The following is a 17,362-nucleotide window of genomic DNA, read 5'->3' as shown; positions in this document are numbered from 1 at the left end:
GTAATCAACCGTAACGACCGGTGATGTAATCTTCGGTCTGTTTCTGCCGTGGCGTGGTAAACAGGGTGTCGGTATTGTTGAACTCAATCAGCTCACCCAGATACATAAACGCCGTATGGTCGGAACAACGCGCCGCCTGCTGCATGTTATGCGTCACGATCACCACGGTGTAATCTTTCTTCAATTCGGAGATCAGCTCTTCGATGCGGCCCGTTGAGATGGGATCCAGCGCCGAACAAGGCTCATCCAGCAACAACACTTCCGGGCGGATGGCGATACCGCGGGCGATACACAACCGCTGCTGCTGGCCGCCGGACAAACTGTAGCCGCTCTGGTGCAGTTTATCCTTGGTTTCCTGCCACAACGCGGCCTTCGTCAGCGCCCACTGTACGCGCTCGTCCATTTCCGCACGGGACAGCTTTTCAAACAGGCGAACCCCGAAAGCGATGTTATCGTAAATCGACATCGGAAACGGCGTCGGCTTCTGGAACACCATGCCGACCTTGGCGCGCAACAGGGCAATATCCTGTTTGTCGGTGAGGATGTTGCTGCCATCCAGCAGTATTTCCCCCTCAGCGCGCTGCTCCGGGTAGAGCTGGTACATTTTATTCAGGGTGCGCAATAGCGTGGACTTGCCGCAACCGGAAGGGCCGATAAAAGCCGTCACCTGATTTTTAGCAATCTCCAGCGAAATATTCTTCAGCGCGTGAAACTTTCCGTAATAGAAATTCAGATCGCGCACCTGGATTTTACTGGTGGATGTCTCGGTAGCCATACTCATTAAGACGTCTCTCTTTTTTAGCGAGTGCTGCTCGGCAACACGTTAAAAATCATCAATATTTTTTATTGGCAAACAGCACGCGCGCCAGAATATTCAGCAGCAGCACACACAGGGTAATCAACAATACGCCTGCCCAGGCCAGCCCCTGCCACTCCTTGAACGGGCTCATAGCAAACTTGAAGATAGTGACCGGCAGGTTGGCGATCGGATACATCAGATCCGTGCTCCAGAACTGGTTCGACAACGAGGTGAACAGCAGCGGCGCCGTTTCACCGGCGATACGCGCCACCGCCAGCAACACCCCGGTGAGAATCCCAGACACCGACGCTTTCAGCGTGATGGCGGAAATCATCTTCCACTTCGGCGTCCCCAGCGCATAAGCCGCTTCACGCAGGCTGTCCGGTACCAGTTTGAGCATGTTTTCCGTGGTACGAATCACGATCGGCACCTGCAACAACGCCAGCGCAATCACCCCGGCCCAACCGGAGAAATGCTCCATTTTGGCCACGACCAGGGTATAGACGAACAACCCGACCACGATGGACGGCGCCGACAGCAGAATATCGTTGATAAAGCGGATGACTTCGGCAATCAGCGATTTGCGGCCATACTCCGCCAGATAGACGCCGGCCAGGATCCCCAGCGGCGTACCGAACAGCGTCGCCCACAGGATCAGCAGCCCACTGCCGACGATGGCATTCGCCAGACCGCCGCCCGCCGTATTGGGCGGTGGTGTCATTTCGGTAAACAACGACAGCGTCATACCGTCCACCCCTTTGGTCAGGGTGGAAAACAGAATCCAGATAAGCCAGAACAACCCAAAGGCCATGGTCAGCATGGACATACACAGCGCGATACGGTTCTTCTGCCGCCGCCAGGCCTGCATTTTGCGGCGCGTTTGCGCCACTTCGGCGCTATTTTCAATGCCAATCGATGCCATCATCGCGTTCCTTCATTTTTCGCCAGACGCATGATCATTAACTTCGAACACGCCAGCACGATAAAGGTGATCACGAACAGAATCAGCCCCAGTTCCATCAACGCGGCGGTATGCAGACCGGTATCCGCCTCAGCGAATTCATTAGCCAGCGCCGAGGTGATGCTATTACCCGGCATGTATAGCGAGATACTGTCCAGTTGGTAGGTGTTGCCGATGATAAAAGTCACCGCCATGGTTTCACCGAGCGCGCGCCCCAATCCCAACATGACGCCGCCAATCACCCCGTTTTTGGTGAACGGCAGTACGATGTGCCAAATCACTTCCCAGGTGGTGCAACCGATGCCATAGGCCGACTCTTTCATCATTACCGGCGTCTGCTCGAACACATCACGCATCACCGCAGCGATGTAAGGAATGATCATGATGGCCAAAATGACCCCAGCGGCCAGAATGCCGATGCCGAAGGCCGGGCCGGAAAACAGCGATCCCACCAGCGGGATGCTGGAAAGTACGTTGCCAACCGGTTGTTGAAAATATTTAGCGAACAGCGGCGCGAAGACGAACAGCCCCCACATGCCGTAAACGATGCTGGGAATTGCCGCCAGCAGCTCAATGGCCACGCCCAACGGGCGCTTCAGCCAGCCCGGCGCCAGTTCAGTCAGAAACAGAGCGATGCCGAAACTGATGGGAATGGCGATGATCAACGCAATCAACGATGTCACCAGCGTACCGTAGATAGGCACCAGTGCGCCGAACTGCCCGGCGGGGGCGTCCCACTCTTTGGTCCACAGGAACGATAGCCCGAAGGTTTTGATACTCGGCCAGGAAGCAAAAATCAGGGAAACGATAATTCCGCCCAGCAGCAGCAGCGTCAATAACGCCGCCAATCTGACCAGCGCGCTAAAAATCATATCGCCCTGTTTTCCCGGAGGAGTAATGGTTGGCTTGTATTCAGCCATACGTCTCTCTTCTTTCCAATATGGGGTTTCCCCCCCAAGCGTTTCAGAGGCGGATACCCCTTTTCGGTTTATCCGCCCCTGTGACTTACCTAACAACCCTGTCGCGTCCGTCAGAATCAGTACAGAGGCTTACCGCTGCTATCCTTGATTTGGGTTTTCCATGCAGCGCGCACCTGAGATACCACCTCTTTCGGCAGTGTCGCGTAATCCAGCGCAACCGCCTGATCGCCGCCCTTGTTGTAGGCCCAGTCGAAGAATTTCAGCACTTCCGTGCCCTGCTCCGGCTTACTCTGCTCTTTTTGCAGCAGGATGAAGGTGGTTGAGGTGATCGGCCATACATCCGCGCCTTTCTGGTTGGTCAGGTCTTGAGCGAAGGATTTGCTCCAGTCAACGCCCTTGGCGGCATTGCTGAACGTGACGCCGGTCGGGCTCACTGCTTTGCCATCGGCAGAGATCAGTTTGGTATAGGTCAAATTGTTCTGTTTGGCGTAGGCATATTCCACATAACCGATGGCGCCCGGCAGACGTTGAACGAAAGCCGCGATGCCGTCGTTGCCTTTACCGCCCAGACCAGTCGGCCAGTTTACGGTGTTGCCCGCGCCAATCTTCTCTTTCCACTCGGCATTGACCTTAGCCAGATAGCTGGTGAATACGTAGGAAGTACCGGAACCGTCGGCACGGCGCACCACAGCGATATCCTGATCCGGCAGTTTTACGCCCGGGTTCAGTTTGGCAATCGCCGCATCGTTCCATTTCTTGATGTTGCCCAGGTAGATATCACCCAGCGTTTTGCCATCCAGCGTCAGTTCACCCGCTTTCACGCCCGGCAGGTTGACCGCCAGAACGATACCGCCAATCACAGTCGGAAACTGGAACAGGCCGTCCTGAGCCAGTTTGTCATCAGCCAGCGGCGCATCGGAAGCACCAAAGTCAACGGTTTTGGCGGTGATTTGTTTTACGCCGCCGGAAGAACCGATGCCCTGATAGTTAACCTTATTACCCGTTTCTTTTTCGTAGGAATCAGCCCACTTGGCATAAACCGGAGCGGGGAATGTCGCACCTGCGCCAGTGAGGTTTGCTGCAGCAAAAGCAGAAACCGCAGTCAGAGAAAGGCTTGCAGCAACAATACTGGCAACAGTGGTACGCATGAGTTTCATAATCCCTCCTGTGGGATACGTAGGCGTGTAGACCCGGAGCTATTGTTTAATCAGAGTGTAGTTTGCTGGTGGAGAAAATAGGTCAATTTAGTGACACTAAAATGTATGAAGTGTGACGGTTTTATGACACACAGAGAAAGGACGGTGTAATGAGCCGTAAACCTCCCGGTGATGGAAGGTGAAACCTGTAGCGAGATAAACCATTAAAACAAATAAAAACATAATGTTATAAAAATAACCACCACCAGGAATGATAGCCTTTCCATTGATAACGCCGCTTTTATTTTTGTCGCTTATCCAGTGAGAACAACCATAAAAAAACCTCCTGCGCATGCATATGATGACAGGAGGTTTGAGTTAACGATCAGGAATAAACACTGCCATTTACCCTGACACGGTACAGTCAGCAGTACCCTTCAAAAATCGGTTACTCCACTGTCACCGATTTCGCCAGATTACGGGGTTGGTCAACGTCCGTCCCTTTGATCAACGCCACATGATAAGACAGCAACTGCAACGGTACGGTATAAAAGATCGGCGCAATCATGTCTTCCACATGCGGCAACTGAATGATCTTCATCAGCTCGCTGTCCGAGGTGAAGCCGGCGTCCTCATCGGCAAACACGTACAGTTCCCCACCCCGGGCGCGGACTTCTTCGATGTTGGATTTCAATTTTTCCAACAGATCGTTATTCGGCGCCACCACCACCACCGGCATATCGGCGTCGATCAGCGCCAGCGGGCCATGTTTCAACTCGCCTGCCGCATAGGCTTCCGCATGGATATAGGAAATCTCCTTCAGCTTCAGCGCCCCTTCCATCGCGATCGGGTACTGGTCGCCGCGCCCCAGGAACAGCGCATGATGCTTGTCGGAGAAACCTTCCGCCAGCGCTTCAATCAGCTTGTCCTGAGATAACATCTGTTCAATGCGCGCCGGTAAGGCCTGCAAAGCATGTACGATATCCTGCTCGATGCCGGCATCCATTCCACGCAGACGGCCAACACGCGCCACCAGCAACAGTAACACCGTCAACTGAGTCGTAAATGCCTTGGTAGACGCCACACCGATTTCAGCGCCTGCGCGGGTCATCAACGACAGATCGGACTCACGCACCAGGGATGAACCCGCCACGTTGCAAATCGCCAGCGATCCCAGATACCCCAGTTCTTTCGACAAACGCAGCGCCGCCAGCGTATCGGCAGTTTCACCGGACTGAGACAGGGTGATCATCAAACTGTTGGCGCGCACTGCCGGTTTGCGGTAACGGAATTCCGAGGCGATTTCCACATCACAGGGAATACCGGCCAGCGACTCAAACCAATACCGCGACACCATACCGGCATTGTAAGACGTACCACAGGCAATAATTTGAATATGCTGTACTTTCGCCAGCAGGGCATCCGCCTGCGGCCCCAGCTCAGACAGATTGATTTCACCATGGCTGAAACGCCCTTCCAGCGTATTCTTGATAGCCATCGGCTGCTCAAAGATCTCTTTCTGCATGTAGTGACGGTAAGCGCCTTTGTCGCCAGCGTCATACTGCACGTTCGATTCGATCTCTTCGCGTTTGACGTCCTGCCCTTGACGGTTAACGATACTCACCGTGCGGCGAGTAACTTCGGCGATATCGCCCTCTTCCAGAAAGATAAAACGACGAGTAACCGGCAGCAGCGCCAGTTGATCGGAGGCAATAAAGTTTTCACCAACGCCGCGACCAATCACCAACGGACTGCCAGAGCGCGCCGCCACCAATACGTTGGGATCACGGCAGTCCATCAGCACCATGCCATATGCACCACGCAACTGCGCGATCACGCGCAGGACGACATCCCGTAGAGAGCCCCCGTTCTGTTGCTGTTCCCAATGCACCAGATGGGCCACTACTTCGGTATCTGTTTCAGAAACAAAATGATAACCACGGGAAACCAACAGCTCTCGCAGCGATTCGTGGTTCTCAATAATACCGTTATGCACCACGGTGATATGTTCGGATACATGCGGGTGAGCGTTCTGCTCGGACGGCTCGCCATGCGTCGCCCAGCGGGTATGAGCAATCCCAGTTCCCCCTGACAACGGATGATCTTGTACCGCCTCGGCCAGCACCTGAACTTTCCCCAGACGACGTAAACGGGACACCCGCCCCTCACTATTTACGACTGCCAGGCCAGCAGAGTCATAGCCACGGTACTCAAGGCGACGTAACCCCTCCAGCAGGATCTCGGCAATATCTCGTTGCGCAACTGCGCCTACAATTCCACACATCGGTTGTATTCCTGTAGATGTGACATATTGTGTCACTATGATGTCTTTAGACCTGATAGTTCCGGTTAATTCCGGGTTCCCCGAGCCGGGTAGAGTGGGGATATTGTATTTTTGTTCTGTACTCGTCCGCCGAATACAGAACAAAAACGCCCTGACCGGGCTATCGTCGCTCAAGCCACTACCAATCAAATTTGAGAACCGCCACGTTCCGTTTACCCGCCACCACAGCCATGGCGGATAAACGGGCAAACACGCTATTTTTCTTCACCGGGCGCTGCCAGCCCGTGAAATGTGTTTGTTTGACGCGGCTGATGACCAGTTCATTTTCACCGACATTGCGGGTCACTGTCGTTCCTGCGCCAATAGTGGCGCCGTTGGCCACCGTCACCGGCGCCACCAGTTGGGTATCGGAGCCAACAAACACATCATCGCCAATCACGGTTTTATGCTTATTGGCGCCATCATAGTTACAGGTGATAGTGCCTGCGCCAATGTTCACCCCGGCGCCAATTTCCGCATCGCCAAGGTAGGTCAAATGTCCAGCTTTGGAACCTTTGCCCAGACGCGCTTTTTTCATTTCCACAAAATTGCCGACATGCGCGCCCTCGCCCAGTTCAGCCCCTGGACGCAAACGGGCAAACGGGCCGATAGTGCATTGCGCCGCCAGCTCAGCCTGTTCCACCACAGTATAAGGGCTAATCTCGCAATCACTGCCAATCACGCTGTCGCGAATCACGCAACCCGCACCGATTTTCACCCGATCGCCAAGCGTTACCCGACCTTCCAGTATGACATTGGCGTCGATAGTCACATCCCGACCGTGCTGCAACTCGCCGCGTAAATCGAAACGAGAAGGATCAAGCAACATTACGCCGGCAAGCAGTAGACGTTCTGCCTGTTCATGCTGAAAGACACGCTCCAGCGCAGCCAGTTGCAACCGATTATTGACGCCTTCTACTTCGCTCAAACGCGCCGGATGAACTGCTGCCACGCGACGACCTTCCTGATAAGCCATCGCAATGATATCGGTGAGATAGTATTCGCCCTGCACATTGTTATTGCTTAACCGGCCCAACCAGCGCTTCAAATCGCAACCGCCGGCGACCAGAATACCGGTATTGATTTCCTTGATCCGGCGCTGCTCCTCGCTGGCGTCCTTATGTTCAACAATCCCGACAATTTCACCGTTTTCCCGAACGATACGGCCATATCCTGCCGGATCATCCAATTCCACCGTCAGCAGGCCAATACCCCCTTCCGGTTTGGCGTCAACCAGACGCAATAATGTCGCCGGAGAGATCAACGGCACATCGCCGTACAGAATCAGGATGTCCTCATCGTCAGCAAAACCGGCCGCCGCCTGCTGAACTGCATGCCCCGTACCCAGTTGCTCAGACTGTATAACCCAGTTAACCCCGGTATCGCCCAATGCCTCCCGCAGCTGATCGCCGCCGTGGCCGTAAACCAAATGAACGCGCTGCGCCCCCACCTGCATGGCGGCATCAATCACATGTCGAACCATGGGCTTACCGGCAAGTGGATGAATAACTTTAGGAAGGTCGGAATACATGCGTGTACCCTTGCCGGCGGCAAGAATCACCACGCTCATTGCGCTGTTTGACATAGGCATCCTGACTAAAAACAGAGTAATGTCCCATATAAATGGACGAACAAAAGTAAACCCGTTATCACACCGGATTACTACATATTTTTCAACGAAACATACCGAACTAAAAGTTATTTCGGCTGAAAAATGTCGACAATTCCCCCCTGAAACAATGGGCGTCCGGCGATATCTCTCTCCCTGAGTTCGTTAGCCTGGAAAAAGAACGGGCTCAGATCTGATCGACGGATATTGCCGCTGGCGGCAATATCGATAACGATCGACCGCCGTCGCCGATCGTTAACGTAAATCTCATTGTTTTGCATGATGTTTCATAAAATCCGTTCGGTATATAGAAACCATTAAGGAATCTCGGACAGCGTTCGGTTTGTGAGCCACGCAAAAGAAACAATGTTTCATTTTTTGTAATAATACGTTCTCAAATAACAAATAATGATCGAGGAAACTATGAGATATCGGGTTCCCGGGTTGATTACCATCGCCCTTCATTCTTTTCTGCTTCTGGGTACAAGTCCTTCATTTGCTGCAGACAACAACGCAGCACCGGTCTGGCATAGCATCACTTTCGGCCAGTCCACCGACGTCAATTTTTCTTCCAATGTTCTACCGGAAAAAATAGGCGTTAACGATGTCACCATCAACGGCAAGAAACTGACGCCTGAAGATAAAGCCGATTTGTCGGCACCTATCACCATCGAAAGCCGTGGCGGCAAAATCGCCAACACGCATGATGGCTTGACCTTCTTTTATACCCGTCTGCCTGCCAACGTGAATTTCGTTCTGCAATCAGAAGTCACCGTTGATCAGTTCGGGCCGGAAAACAATGCTAAACCGGCGGCGCAGGAAGGCGCTGGTCTGCTGGTTCGCGATGTGTTGGGCGTCCCACGCCAGAATCCGCTGCAAGAGGGTTATGAAGAATTTCCTGCCGCATCAAACATGGTGATGAACGCCATCATGACGCAGGACAAAAAGTCCAAAACAGAGGTGAAACTGCAGGCGATCGTGCGTAATGGCGTAACTCAACCCTGGGGAAATCAGGGTGCGCAGATTTTCCGAAATAGTTATCAGGAAAAAATCAATCTGGAGCAGACACCTTCCTTCCGCCTGAAGCTGGAGCGCACCAACGAAGGGTTCGTGACTGCCTATGCGCCTACTGGCAGCGATCAATGGGTAACGAAAACGGTTAAAGGCGCAGATCTGGTGACTCGTCAGGACAAGGATTATTACTACGTTGGATTTTTCGCGTCCCGTAATGCCAAAATCACTGTCAGCAACGCCAGCCTGACCACCAGCCCGGCCCAAACCGCATCTTCGCCGGTATTCACAGCCAAAACTTACACGCCGCTGCTACAGGTCGCTTCATCGACGCAGTCCGCCAGCGATACCTACCAGCTTCAGGCCAGAGTGAACTATCGCGGTACGGTGGAGGCGTTCCAGGACGGCAAACCGCTGGGTAAAGCCCAGAATATCAATGCCGGCGACTTGTTTTCGCTGTCGACAAAACTGACCCAACAAAAATCGGACTTCAAGCTGGTCTATACCCCCACTGAAGGAGAAGATAAAACCGTTCGGGAAGCGGCTTTCAGCGTAGAAAAGATCGCGCTGGCCGATGCAAAGACCATTTATGTCGCTCCGGACGGTAAGCCGACCAACAAAGGCAGCAAGGCGTCTCCGCTGGATATATCTACGGCAATCAATGCGCTGGCCGCTGGCGGAACGCTCTGGCTGGCCGATGGCGACTACAGCGCAACTGAAATCCCTGTCAGTGCCAGCGGTCACGCTAAAGGTTACAAAAATCTTTATGTATCAGGTAAAAAAGCCGTTATTCATGGCTTAAAACTCAATGCCAGTTACTGGAATGTGAAAGGCATCGAGATTACCGAGAAAAACTTCCGCATCGAAGGGAGTCACAACCGTATTGAACGTGTTCTCGCCCACCACTGTGACGATACAGGTATTCAGGTTGCATCATCTGATGCTGTAGGCAAGCCGCTGTGGGCAAGCTATAACCTGATCTTGAACTCTGAATCACACAGCAATCAGGATCCGGGCAAAATCAACGCGGATGGTTTCGCCGTTAAAATGCGAGTCGGCGAAGGCAACGTTATCCGCGGCGCCTTCTCTCATGACAACATTGACGATGGTTTCGATCTGTTCAACAAAATTGAAGACGGCCCGAACGGGGTTGTAGTGATCGAGAACTCCATTGCGCTCAACAACACCAGCAATGGTTTCAAAATGGGTGGCGAAGGCCAGCCGGTCGCACATCAGGTGAAAAACAGCATCGCTATCGGCAACCAGTTGGATGGTTTTACCGATAATTTCAACCCTGGCGCGCTGGCAGTTTCAAACAACATTGCACTGGATAACCAACGCTTTAACTTCATTTTCCGCCCCAGCCCGTATTACGGCCCGGAAAAACAAGGGATTTTCAAAAACAACGTTTCTCTGCGCACCAAACCCGGTAAATATGATGATGCAGTGGTGGGACGAATCGATGCCAGCAACTACTTCATCAAAAACGGTCATTCGGTAAACAGTCAGGGCAAAGAAATCACGGTAGCGGCCTATAAATCAGTTCAGGTTCCGCAGACGTTTAGCCGCGATGCCAAAGGCAACCTGCAGTTGGGGGATTTTCTGAAGAAGAAGTAATTCGCTAAACCGACGCCCAGAAAAAGGTGTCTCACCTAATTGAATAACCCCATGTTTTAGCATGGGGTTATTTTTTGGGGGGCCGTGATTATTTTTGTACGATTATTTATCTCTACAAAGACGTACATGCGCCAGCGCAGTGAGGATTGTTTTATCTTCTTCCCCCAGAAATGGACTCATTTCGCACGCTAAAAGGCATTTTCACGGTGTTCCCCAAACGCCCTGGTCGACCGACTGCCGCGTTATTCTGACATTAAGGACGGCTCGGCCATCTTGCCTTCTCAGACCTGTTCAACGACGGCTATTTTAAAAGATAGAGGGTAATCATGTGGGGTGTGTTTGAACTCAGTCATCATCACGTTCTCGGGATTTAAGCCAGGAACGTGTCAACGCTATTCAGGACGGATCATCGACATAAAAAAGCCAGCCGGGCAACCCCGCTGGCTTTTTTGACAACCCATACTGTTACATCGCTTTCTTGGTCAGCTCAATGACACGCAGCTTGGCAATCGCTTTAGCCAGTTCAGCCGAAGCCTGGGCATAATCCACATCACCATGCGTGTTGTGAATATGCGCTTCCGCTTTGCGTTTTGACTCCAACGCACGCGCTTCATCAAGATCCTGCCCACGAATGGCGGTATCAGACAATACGGTCACCATATTCGGCTGTACCTCAAGGACACCGCCGGACAAGTAGATATATTCTTCTTCACCGTACTGCTTAACGATACGCACCATACCAGGCTTAATGGCAGTGAGCAGGGGGGCGTGGCCAGGGTAAATCCCCAGTTCGCCTTCGACACCAGTTACCTGGATCTTCTGTACCAGACCAGAAAACAGCGCCTGTTCCGCACTGACGACATCCAGATGGTAAGTCATAGCAGCCATATCACCCTCCTATCAAGGCGTTACAGTTTCTTGGCTTTTTCCACGACTTCGTCAATGGAACCAACCATGTAGAACGCCTGTTCCGGCAGGTGATCATATTCACCGTCCATAATGCCTTTGAAACCACGGATGGTGTCTTTCAGCGTCACGTATTTACCCGGAGAACCGGTGAACACTTCAGCTACGAAGAACGGCTGAGACAGGAAGCGCTGGATCTTACGCGCACGGGATACGACCAGCTTGTCTTCTTCAGACAGCTCATCCATACCCAGAATCGCGATGATGTCCTTCAATTCCTGATAACGCTGCAGAATAGACTGCACGCCACGCGCTACATCATAGTGTTCCTGTCCCACAACCAGCGGATCCAACTGACGGCTGGTAGAATCCAGCGGGTCAACGGCCGGGTAGATACCCAGAGACGCGATCTGACGACTCAGCGTTACCGTTGAGTCCAAGTGCGCAAACGTGGTCGCCGGCGACGGGTCAGTCAAGTCATCCGCAGGCACGTAAACGGCCTGAATAGAAGTGATTGAACCCGTCTTGGTGGAGGTAATACGTTCCTGCAGCACACCCATTTCTTCGGCCAGTGTCGGTTGATAACCTACTGCGGACGGCATACGACCCAACAGTGCGGACACTTCGGTACCCGCCAGGGTGTAACGGTAGATGTTGTCGACGAACAGCAGAACATCACGGCCTTCATCACGGAATTTTTCCGCCATGGTCAGGCCAGTCAGCGCTACGCGCAGACGGTTGCCCGGCGGCTCGTTCATCTGACCATACACCAGCGATACTTTATCGATAACGTTGGAATCGGTCATTTCGTGGTAGAAGTCGTTACCCTCACGAGTACGTTCACCCACACCGGCGAATACGGAATAACCGGAGTGCTCGATTGCGATGTTACGAATCAGCTCCATCATGTTGACGGTTTTACCTACACCGGCACCACCGAACAGACCCACTTTACCGCCTTTCGCGAACGGACAAATCAGGTCGATAACCTTGATCCCGGTTTCCAGCAGTTCCTGAGAGTTAGACAGATCTTCGTAACTCGGCGCAGCGCGATGAATCGACCAACGTTCTTCTTCGCCGATCGGGCCTTTCATGTCGACCGGATCACCCAGGACGTTCATGATACGTCCCAGCGTCGCTTTGCCGACCGGCACTTCAATCGGGTGCTCAAGGTTAACCACGCTCAGACCACGACGCAGACCGTCTGAAGACCCCATTGCAATACAACGAACAACGCCGCCGCCCAGCTGCTGCTGGACTTCCAGCACCAGTTTCTCAGCACCGTTTTCTACCTCAAGGGCATCGTACACATTCGGTACGGCATCCTGAGGGAACTCGACGTCCACCACGGCGCCGATAACCTGGATAATCTTTCCAGTTGCCATCTTGAATCCTCTACGTAATTCGACAATACGTAATTCGTAAAACCTAATTTAAACCGCGGAGGCTCCCGATACGATTTCGGTGAGTTCCTGAGTGATGCTTGCCTGACGCGCCTTGTTGTAAACCAACTGCAGCTCTTTGATCAGGTTGCCGCCGTTATCCGTCGCGGCTTTCATCGCTACCATTCGCGCGGCCTGTTCACTGGCCAGGTTTTCTACGGCGCCCTGATAAACCTGAGACTCCACATAGCGGCGCAACAGGGTATCCAGTAGCGACTTAGGATCGGGTTCATACAGGTAATCCCAGGATTTCTTCGTCAGTTCGCCTTCTTCCGCCGCTGGCAGCGGCAGCAACTGAACAACTTGTGGAACCTGAGACATGGTATTGATGAACTTGTTGCTCACGACATACAGCTTGTCCAAACGACCTTCGTCGTAGGCCTGCAGCATGACTTTTACCGGACCGATCAATTCGGACAGCGACGGGTTATCACCCATACCAGTAACCTGAGCAACAATGTTTGCACCTACAGAACCAAAGAAGGATACGCCTTTGGAGCCGATCATCGCCAAATCAACATCGACGCCTTTTTCGCTCCATCCCTTCATGTCGCCCAGCAGTTTCTTGAACAGGTTAATGTTCAAACCACCACATAGACCACGGTCGGTAGACACCACCAGATACCCGACGCGCTTGATTTCCCGCTCTTCCAGGTATGGATGTTTGTATTCCAGATTCCCTAACGCAAGGTGACCAATCACTTTGCGTATGGTTTCCGCATAAGGACGGCTGGCCGCCATACGATCCTGCGATTTACGCATTTTGGAAGCGGCGACCATTTCCATCGCTTTGGTGATCTTCTGCGTGTTCTGGACGCTTCCGATCTTACTACGTATCTCTTTTGCGCCGGCCATCTTAGCTTCTCCTCAATGCCTAGCGGCCTGCCGTTAAGGCAGGCCACAGGGCGTTACCAGGACTGGGTTGCCTTAAAGGTATCGAGGATGGCTTTGAATTTACCCTCGATCTCGTCGTTATAAGCGCCAGTCTGGTCGATACTCTGCAGAAGCTCACCGTGTTCACGGCTGGCATATGCCTGCAATGCGGCCTCGAAGCTGCCGACTTTCGCCAGTTCAACGTCTTCCAGATAACCACGTTCCGCCGCGAACAACACCAGTGATTGCTGTGCAACCGACAACGGAGCGTACTGCTTCTGTTTCAGCAGTTCGGTCACTTTCTGACCGTGGCTCAACTGTTTGCGGGTCGCATCATCCAGATCGGAGGCAAACTGGGAGAATGCCGCCAGTTCACGATACTGCGCCAGCGCGGTACGAATACCACCGGACAGTTTCTTCACGATCTTGGTCTGGGCGGCGCCGCCCACACGGGATACGGAGATACCAGGGTTAACCGCCGGACGAATACCGGAGTTGAACAGGTTGGATTCCAGGAAGATCTGACCGTCGGTAATCGAAATTACGTTGGTCGGAACGAACGCGGAAACGTCGCCAGCCTGAGTTTCAATGATCGGCAGTGCGGTCAGAGAACCGGTTTTCCCTTTCACTTCACCCTTGGTGAAAGCTTCGACGTAGTCGGCGTTGACACGCGCAGCACGTTCCAGCAGACGGGAATGCAGGTAGAAAACGTCGCCAGGATACGCTTCACGACCAGGCGGACGACGCAGCAGCAGGGAAATCTGGCGATAAGCAACCGCCTGCTTGGACAGATCGTCATAAATGATCAGTGCGTCTTCGCCGCGATCGCGGAAGTATTCGCCCATCGCGCAACCGGCATACGGCGCCAGATATTGCAGCGCAGCAGATTCGGACGCGGTAGCCACCACGACAATGGTATTAGCCAGCGCACCGTGTTCTTCCAGCTTGCGTACCACGTTAGAGATGGTGGAAGCTTTCTGGCCGATAGCTACATACACGCATTTGATGCCAGAGTCGCGCTGGTTGATGATAGCGTCGATTGCCAGCGCGGTTTTACCGGTCTGACGGTCGCCGATGATCAGCTCACGCTGGCCTCGACCGATTGGGATCATGGCGTCGACGGATTTGTAACCCGTCTGCACCGGCTGATCAACGGACTGACGCTCGATAACGCCCGGCGCAATCGCTTCAACCGGAGAGAAACCGTCGTTGTCGATCGGGCCTTTTCCGTCAATCGGCTCGCCCAGGGTGTTAACTACGCGGCCCAACAGACCACGACCGACCGGAACTTCCAGAATACGGCCGGTACATTTTACTTTCATACCTTCGGCCAGATCCGCATACGGACCCATGACCACAGCACCTACGGAGTCGCGCTCCAGGTTCAGTGCAATCGCATAACGGTTGCCCGGCAGAGAAATCATTTCCCCCTGCATAACATCGGCAAGACCGTGTACACGGATGATCCCGTCGCTGACGGAAACGATAGTACCTTCGTTGTGAGCTTCACTCACAACATTGAACTGAGCAATCCGCTGCTTGATCAGTTCACTGATTTCGGTGGAATTCAGTTGCATGCTCCAGTCCCCTTAAGACTGCAAGACGTCTGCCAGGCGTTCCAAACGGCCGCGAATACTGCCGTCGATCACCAGATCGCCAGCGCGGATAACCACACCAGCGACAACAGACTTATCAATTTTGCAATTCAGCTTCACTTTACGTGACAGACGTTGTTCCATCGCCGCGGTAATCCGCGATAACTGCTGCTCGCTCAACGTAGCTGCAGAAACCACCTCGACATCCACCGTCGACTCCAGCTCCGCACGCAGTTGAACAAACTGTTCCAGTACTTCAGGCAGTACCGGCAGACGTCCGTTTTCAGCCATGACCCGGATCAGGTTCTGGCCCGCTTCATCCAGTTGATCGCCACACACCGTAATAAACGTCTTCGCCAGCGTTTGGGGCGCAATAGCCCCGGCAAGCAAACCAGCGATATGTTCGTTACGGGAGACTTCGGCAACAAATGCCAGCATTTGTTGCCAGCGCTCAACTGCCTGGTGTTCAACGGCAAAGTCAAAAGCTGCTTTGGCGTAGGGGCGAGCTACCGTGACAAATTCAGACATCAGCCCCTCCCTCCTTAAAGTTCAGCGACCAGTTTATCAACGATGTCGCTGTTAGCAGCTTCATCCACAGAGCGCTCAATGATTTTCTCGGCACCGGCAATCGCCAACATAGCAACCTGCTTACGCAACTCTTCGCGGGCACGTTTGCGTTCGGCTTCAATTTCAGCCTGAGCCTGCGCCACGATTTTGTTGCGTTCAACTTCAGCTTCAGTTTTGGCTTCTTCCAGAATCTGAGCACGCTGCTTGTTCGCCTGCTCAACAATATGCTGAGCGTCGGCTTTGGCTTTTTTCAATTGGTCGGTCGCATTGGCCTGCGCTAAGTTCAGATCTTTTTTGGCACGTTCTGCGGAAGCAAGACCGTCAGCAATTTCTTTCTGACGCTTTTCAATGGCAGCCATAATCGGCGGCCATACATACTTCATGCAGAACCAGACAAACAGGACGAACGCAATGGCCTGGCCGAGGATTGTTGCGTTAAGATTCACAGCACAATGCCTCTTTCATGAGTTAAATAAGTCGATGTTTTTTATGCCTGAACAAGCTTCCGCTTGTTAGGCCACCGCAAACATCACATACAGCCCCAGACCTACCGCGATCATCGGGATAGCATCCACCAGACCCATAACGATAAAGAACTGTGTACGCAGCAAAGGGATCAGGTCAGGCTGGCGGGCAGCGCCTTCCAGGAACTTACCACCCAAAATGCCGATACCGATCGCAGCACCGATTGCCGCCAGGCCCATCATTACAGCGGCAGCCATGTACAGCAGATCCATACTCAGGTTTTCCATGACAGTCTCCAGTTTTGTTTCAGTTAAAACGTTGTAGTGTTGATAAAATCAATGTTCTTCAGATGCTATCGAAAGATAGACAACTGTCAGAACCATGAAAATAAACGCCTGAAGCGTAATAATCAGGATGTGGAAAATGGCCCATGGAACATTCAGAATCCACTGAGACCACCACGGCAGCAAGCCGGCAATCAGAATAAAGATCAGTTCGCCCGCATACATATTGCCAAACAGTCGCAAACCAAGAGAAACCGGCTTGGACAGCAGGCTGACACCTTCAAGAATGAGGTTGATAGGAATAAAGACCGGGTGGTTGAACGGCTGCAGAGTCAGTTCTTTCACAAACCCGCCAACACCTTTCATCTTGATGCTGTAAAACAGGATCAGGATGAAGACGCCCAATGCCATAGACAAGGTAATATTAACGTCGGCAGATGGCACAACGCGAAGCGCCGGCAGCCCCATAACATGCTCGCCGATATACGGCAGCAGGTCGATAGGCAGCAAATCCATCAGGTTCATCAGGAAAACCCAGACGAATGTGGTCAAGGCCAGCGGGGCTATCAGCTTGCTTTTACCATGGTACATGTCACGGACACTGCCATCGACAAAACCGACAACCAGCTCGACGGCGGTTTGCAGCTTGCCGGGCACACCACTGGTAGCATTTTTGGCAACTTTACGGAAGATAACCAGAAAGAGCCCGCCAAGAACCAGAGAGAAAAAGATAGAGTCGATATTAATCGACCAGAACCCCGATCCCACCTGTAAATGGGTCAGGTGATGGCCGATATACTCCTGTGGAGTAATGGTTTCTCCTGATGCAGACATGATGTCTCTTACCCTTTTGT

General features: G+C 52.9%; 15 protein-coding genes and 1 pseudogene. 1 reads left to right on the top strand and 15 read right to left on the bottom strand.

Annotated elements, in window-relative coordinates:
* Positions 1 to 4: 4 nt before the first annotated feature.
* The 7 genes and pseudogenes from pstB to DPA2511_RS20560 form a co-directional block, all read right to left on the bottom strand.
* A complete protein-coding gene (gene pstB, locus DPA2511_RS20590) occupies positions 5 to 781 on the bottom strand; it encodes a phosphate ABC transporter ATP-binding protein PstB (protein WP_015855645.1) in 777 nt (258 codons plus the stop codon).
* Positions 782 to 833: 52 nt separating this feature from the next.
* Complete coding sequence (gene pstA / locus DPA2511_RS20585) at positions 834 to 1,721, bottom strand: phosphate ABC transporter permease PstA (protein WP_023638539.1); 888 nt, start codon at positions 1,719 to 1,721, stop codon at positions 834 to 836.
* Positions 1,721 to 2,680, bottom strand: a complete 960-nt coding sequence (gene pstC, locus DPA2511_RS20580; protein WP_015855643.1) for a phosphate ABC transporter permease PstC — start codon at positions 2,678 to 2,680, stop codon at positions 1,721 to 1,723. Before pstC ends, pstA begins: the two co-directional genes overlap by 1 nt.
* A gap of 116 nt (positions 2,681 to 2,796) precedes the next feature.
* Complete coding sequence (gene pstS / locus DPA2511_RS20575) at positions 2,797 to 3,837, bottom strand: phosphate ABC transporter substrate-binding protein PstS (RefSeq protein ID WP_015855642.1); 1,041 nt, start codon at positions 3,835 to 3,837, stop codon at positions 2,797 to 2,799.
* Positions 3,838 to 4,264: 427 nt separating this feature from the next.
* Positions 4,265 to 6,100, bottom strand: coding sequence for a glutamine--fructose-6-phosphate transaminase (isomerizing) (glmS, locus tag DPA2511_RS20570; RefSeq protein WP_015855641.1), 1,836 nt, complete (start codon positions 6,098 to 6,100; stop codon positions 4,265 to 4,267).
* Between the two features lie 259 nt (positions 6,101 to 6,359).
* A pseudogene (gene glmU / locus DPA2511_RS22260) lies at positions 6,360 to 7,724 on the bottom strand (bifunctional UDP-N-acetylglucosamine diphosphorylase/glucosamine-1-phosphate N-acetyltransferase GlmU); the annotation flags it as partial.
* 113 nt (positions 7,725 to 7,837) lie between these two features.
* The gene (locus DPA2511_RS20560; protein ID WP_023638537.1) at positions 7,838 to 8,029 is read right to left on the bottom strand and encodes a hypothetical protein; all 192 of its coding nucleotides are present in this window, start codon (positions 8,027 to 8,029) and stop codon (positions 7,838 to 7,840) included.
* 142 nt (positions 8,030 to 8,171) lie between these two features.
* On the opposite strand from DPA2511_RS20560, the gene pelX reads away from it, so the two are divergent.
* A complete protein-coding gene (pelX, locus tag DPA2511_RS20555; RefSeq protein WP_015855639.1) occupies positions 8,172 to 10,376 on the top strand; it encodes a pectate disaccharide-lyase PelX in 2,205 nt (734 codons plus the stop codon).
* Between the two features lie 465 nt (positions 10,377 to 10,841).
* On the opposite strand, the gene DPA2511_RS20550 is transcribed toward pelX, so the two are convergent.
* The 8 genes from DPA2511_RS20550 to atpB all read right to left on the bottom strand — a co-directional run bounded on the left by DPA2511_RS20550 (position 10,842) and on the right by atpB (position 17,342).
* Positions 10,842 to 11,264 carry a F0F1 ATP synthase subunit epsilon gene (locus tag DPA2511_RS20550; protein WP_015855638.1) on the bottom strand — a complete coding sequence of 141 codons (423 nt, stop codon included), beginning with the start codon at positions 11,262 to 11,264 and terminating at the stop codon, positions 10,842 to 10,844.
* A gap of 20 nt (positions 11,265 to 11,284) precedes the next feature.
* Positions 11,285 to 12,667, bottom strand: a complete 1,383-nt coding sequence (gene atpD / locus DPA2511_RS20545; protein ID WP_015855637.1) for a F0F1 ATP synthase subunit beta — start codon at positions 12,665 to 12,667, stop codon at positions 11,285 to 11,287.
* Between the two features lie 48 nt (positions 12,668 to 12,715).
* Positions 12,716 to 13,579, bottom strand: a complete 864-nt coding sequence (gene atpG / locus DPA2511_RS20540; protein WP_015855636.1) for a F0F1 ATP synthase subunit gamma — start codon at positions 13,577 to 13,579, stop codon at positions 12,716 to 12,718.
* A 53-nt stretch (positions 13,580 to 13,632) separates the two neighbouring features.
* Positions 13,633 to 15,174: a F0F1 ATP synthase subunit alpha gene (gene atpA, locus DPA2511_RS20535; RefSeq protein WP_015855635.1), complete on the bottom strand. Its 1,542-nt coding sequence runs from the start codon at positions 15,172 to 15,174 to the stop codon at positions 13,633 to 13,635.
* Between the two features lie 12 nt (positions 15,175 to 15,186).
* Complete coding sequence (gene atpH / locus DPA2511_RS20530) at positions 15,187 to 15,720, bottom strand: F0F1 ATP synthase subunit delta (RefSeq protein WP_015855634.1); 534 nt, start codon at positions 15,718 to 15,720, stop codon at positions 15,187 to 15,189.
* Positions 15,721 to 15,734: 14 nt separating this feature from the next.
* On the bottom strand, positions 15,735 to 16,205 hold the full coding sequence (gene atpF, locus DPA2511_RS20525) for a F0F1 ATP synthase subunit B (protein WP_015855633.1): 471 nt from the start codon (positions 16,203 to 16,205) through the stop codon (positions 15,735 to 15,737).
* Between the two features lie 66 nt (positions 16,206 to 16,271).
* On the bottom strand, positions 16,272 to 16,511 hold the full coding sequence (gene atpE, locus DPA2511_RS20520) for a F0F1 ATP synthase subunit C (RefSeq protein WP_004093904.1): 240 nt from the start codon (positions 16,509 to 16,511) through the stop codon (positions 16,272 to 16,274).
* Positions 16,512 to 16,559: 48 nt separating this feature from the next.
* Positions 16,560 to 17,342: a F0F1 ATP synthase subunit A gene (gene atpB / locus DPA2511_RS20515; RefSeq protein ID WP_015855632.1), complete on the bottom strand. Its 783-nt coding sequence runs from the start codon at positions 17,340 to 17,342 to the stop codon at positions 16,560 to 16,562.
* Between the last annotated feature and the right edge of the window lie 20 nt (positions 17,343 to 17,362).

The sequence above is a fragment of the Musicola paradisiaca NCPPB 2511 genome (assembly GCF_000400505.1).
Lineage (GTDB): Bacteria > Pseudomonadota > Gammaproteobacteria > Enterobacterales > Enterobacteriaceae > Musicola > Musicola paradisiaca.
The sequence above is the reverse complement of the archived record's forward strand: the minus strand, read 5'-3'. Positions and strand labels throughout refer to the sequence as shown.

Excerpts from the sequence above, each read along its gene's own strand:
- pstB (WP_015855645.1), bottom strand. The coding sequence starts at position 781 with ATGAGTATGGCTACCGAGACATCCACCAGTAAAATCCAGGTGCGCGAT.
- pstA (WP_023638539.1), bottom strand. The coding sequence starts at position 1,721 with ATGGCATCGATTGGCATTGAAAATAGCGCCGAAGTGGCGCAAACGCGC.
- pstC (WP_015855643.1), bottom strand. The coding sequence starts at position 2,680 with ATGGCTGAATACAAGCCAACCATTACTCCTCCGGGAAAACAGGGCGAT.
- pstS (WP_015855642.1), bottom strand. The coding sequence starts at position 3,837 with ATGAAACTCATGCGTACCACTGTTGCCAGTATTGTTGCTGCAAGCCTT.
- glmS (WP_015855641.1), bottom strand. The coding sequence starts at position 6,100 with ATGTGTGGAATTGTAGGCGCAGTTGCGCAACGAGATATTGCCGAGATC.
- DPA2511_RS20560 (WP_023638537.1), bottom strand. The coding sequence starts at position 8,029 with ATGCAAAACAATGAGATTTACGTTAACGATCGGCGACGGCGGTCGATC.
- pelX (WP_015855639.1), top strand. The coding sequence starts at position 8,172 with ATGAGATATCGGGTTCCCGGGTTGATTACCATCGCCCTTCATTCTTTT.
- DPA2511_RS20550 (WP_015855638.1), bottom strand. The coding sequence starts at position 11,264 with ATGGCTGCTATGACTTACCATCTGGATGTCGTCAGTGCGGAACAGGCG.
- atpD (WP_015855637.1), bottom strand. The coding sequence starts at position 12,667 with ATGGCAACTGGAAAGATTATCCAGGTTATCGGCGCCGTGGTGGACGTC.
- atpG (WP_015855636.1), bottom strand. The coding sequence starts at position 13,579 with ATGGCCGGCGCAAAAGAGATACGTAGTAAGATCGGAAGCGTCCAGAAC.
- atpA (WP_015855635.1), bottom strand. The coding sequence starts at position 15,174 with ATGCAACTGAATTCCACCGAAATCAGTGAACTGATCAAGCAGCGGATT.
- atpH (WP_015855634.1), bottom strand. The coding sequence starts at position 15,720 with ATGTCTGAATTTGTCACGGTAGCTCGCCCCTACGCCAAAGCAGCTTTT.
- atpE (WP_004093904.1), bottom strand. The coding sequence starts at position 16,511 with ATGGAAAACCTGAGTATGGATCTGCTGTACATGGCTGCCGCTGTAATG.
- atpB (WP_015855632.1), bottom strand. The coding sequence starts at position 17,342 with ATGTCTGCATCAGGAGAAACCATTACTCCACAGGAGTATATCGGCCAT.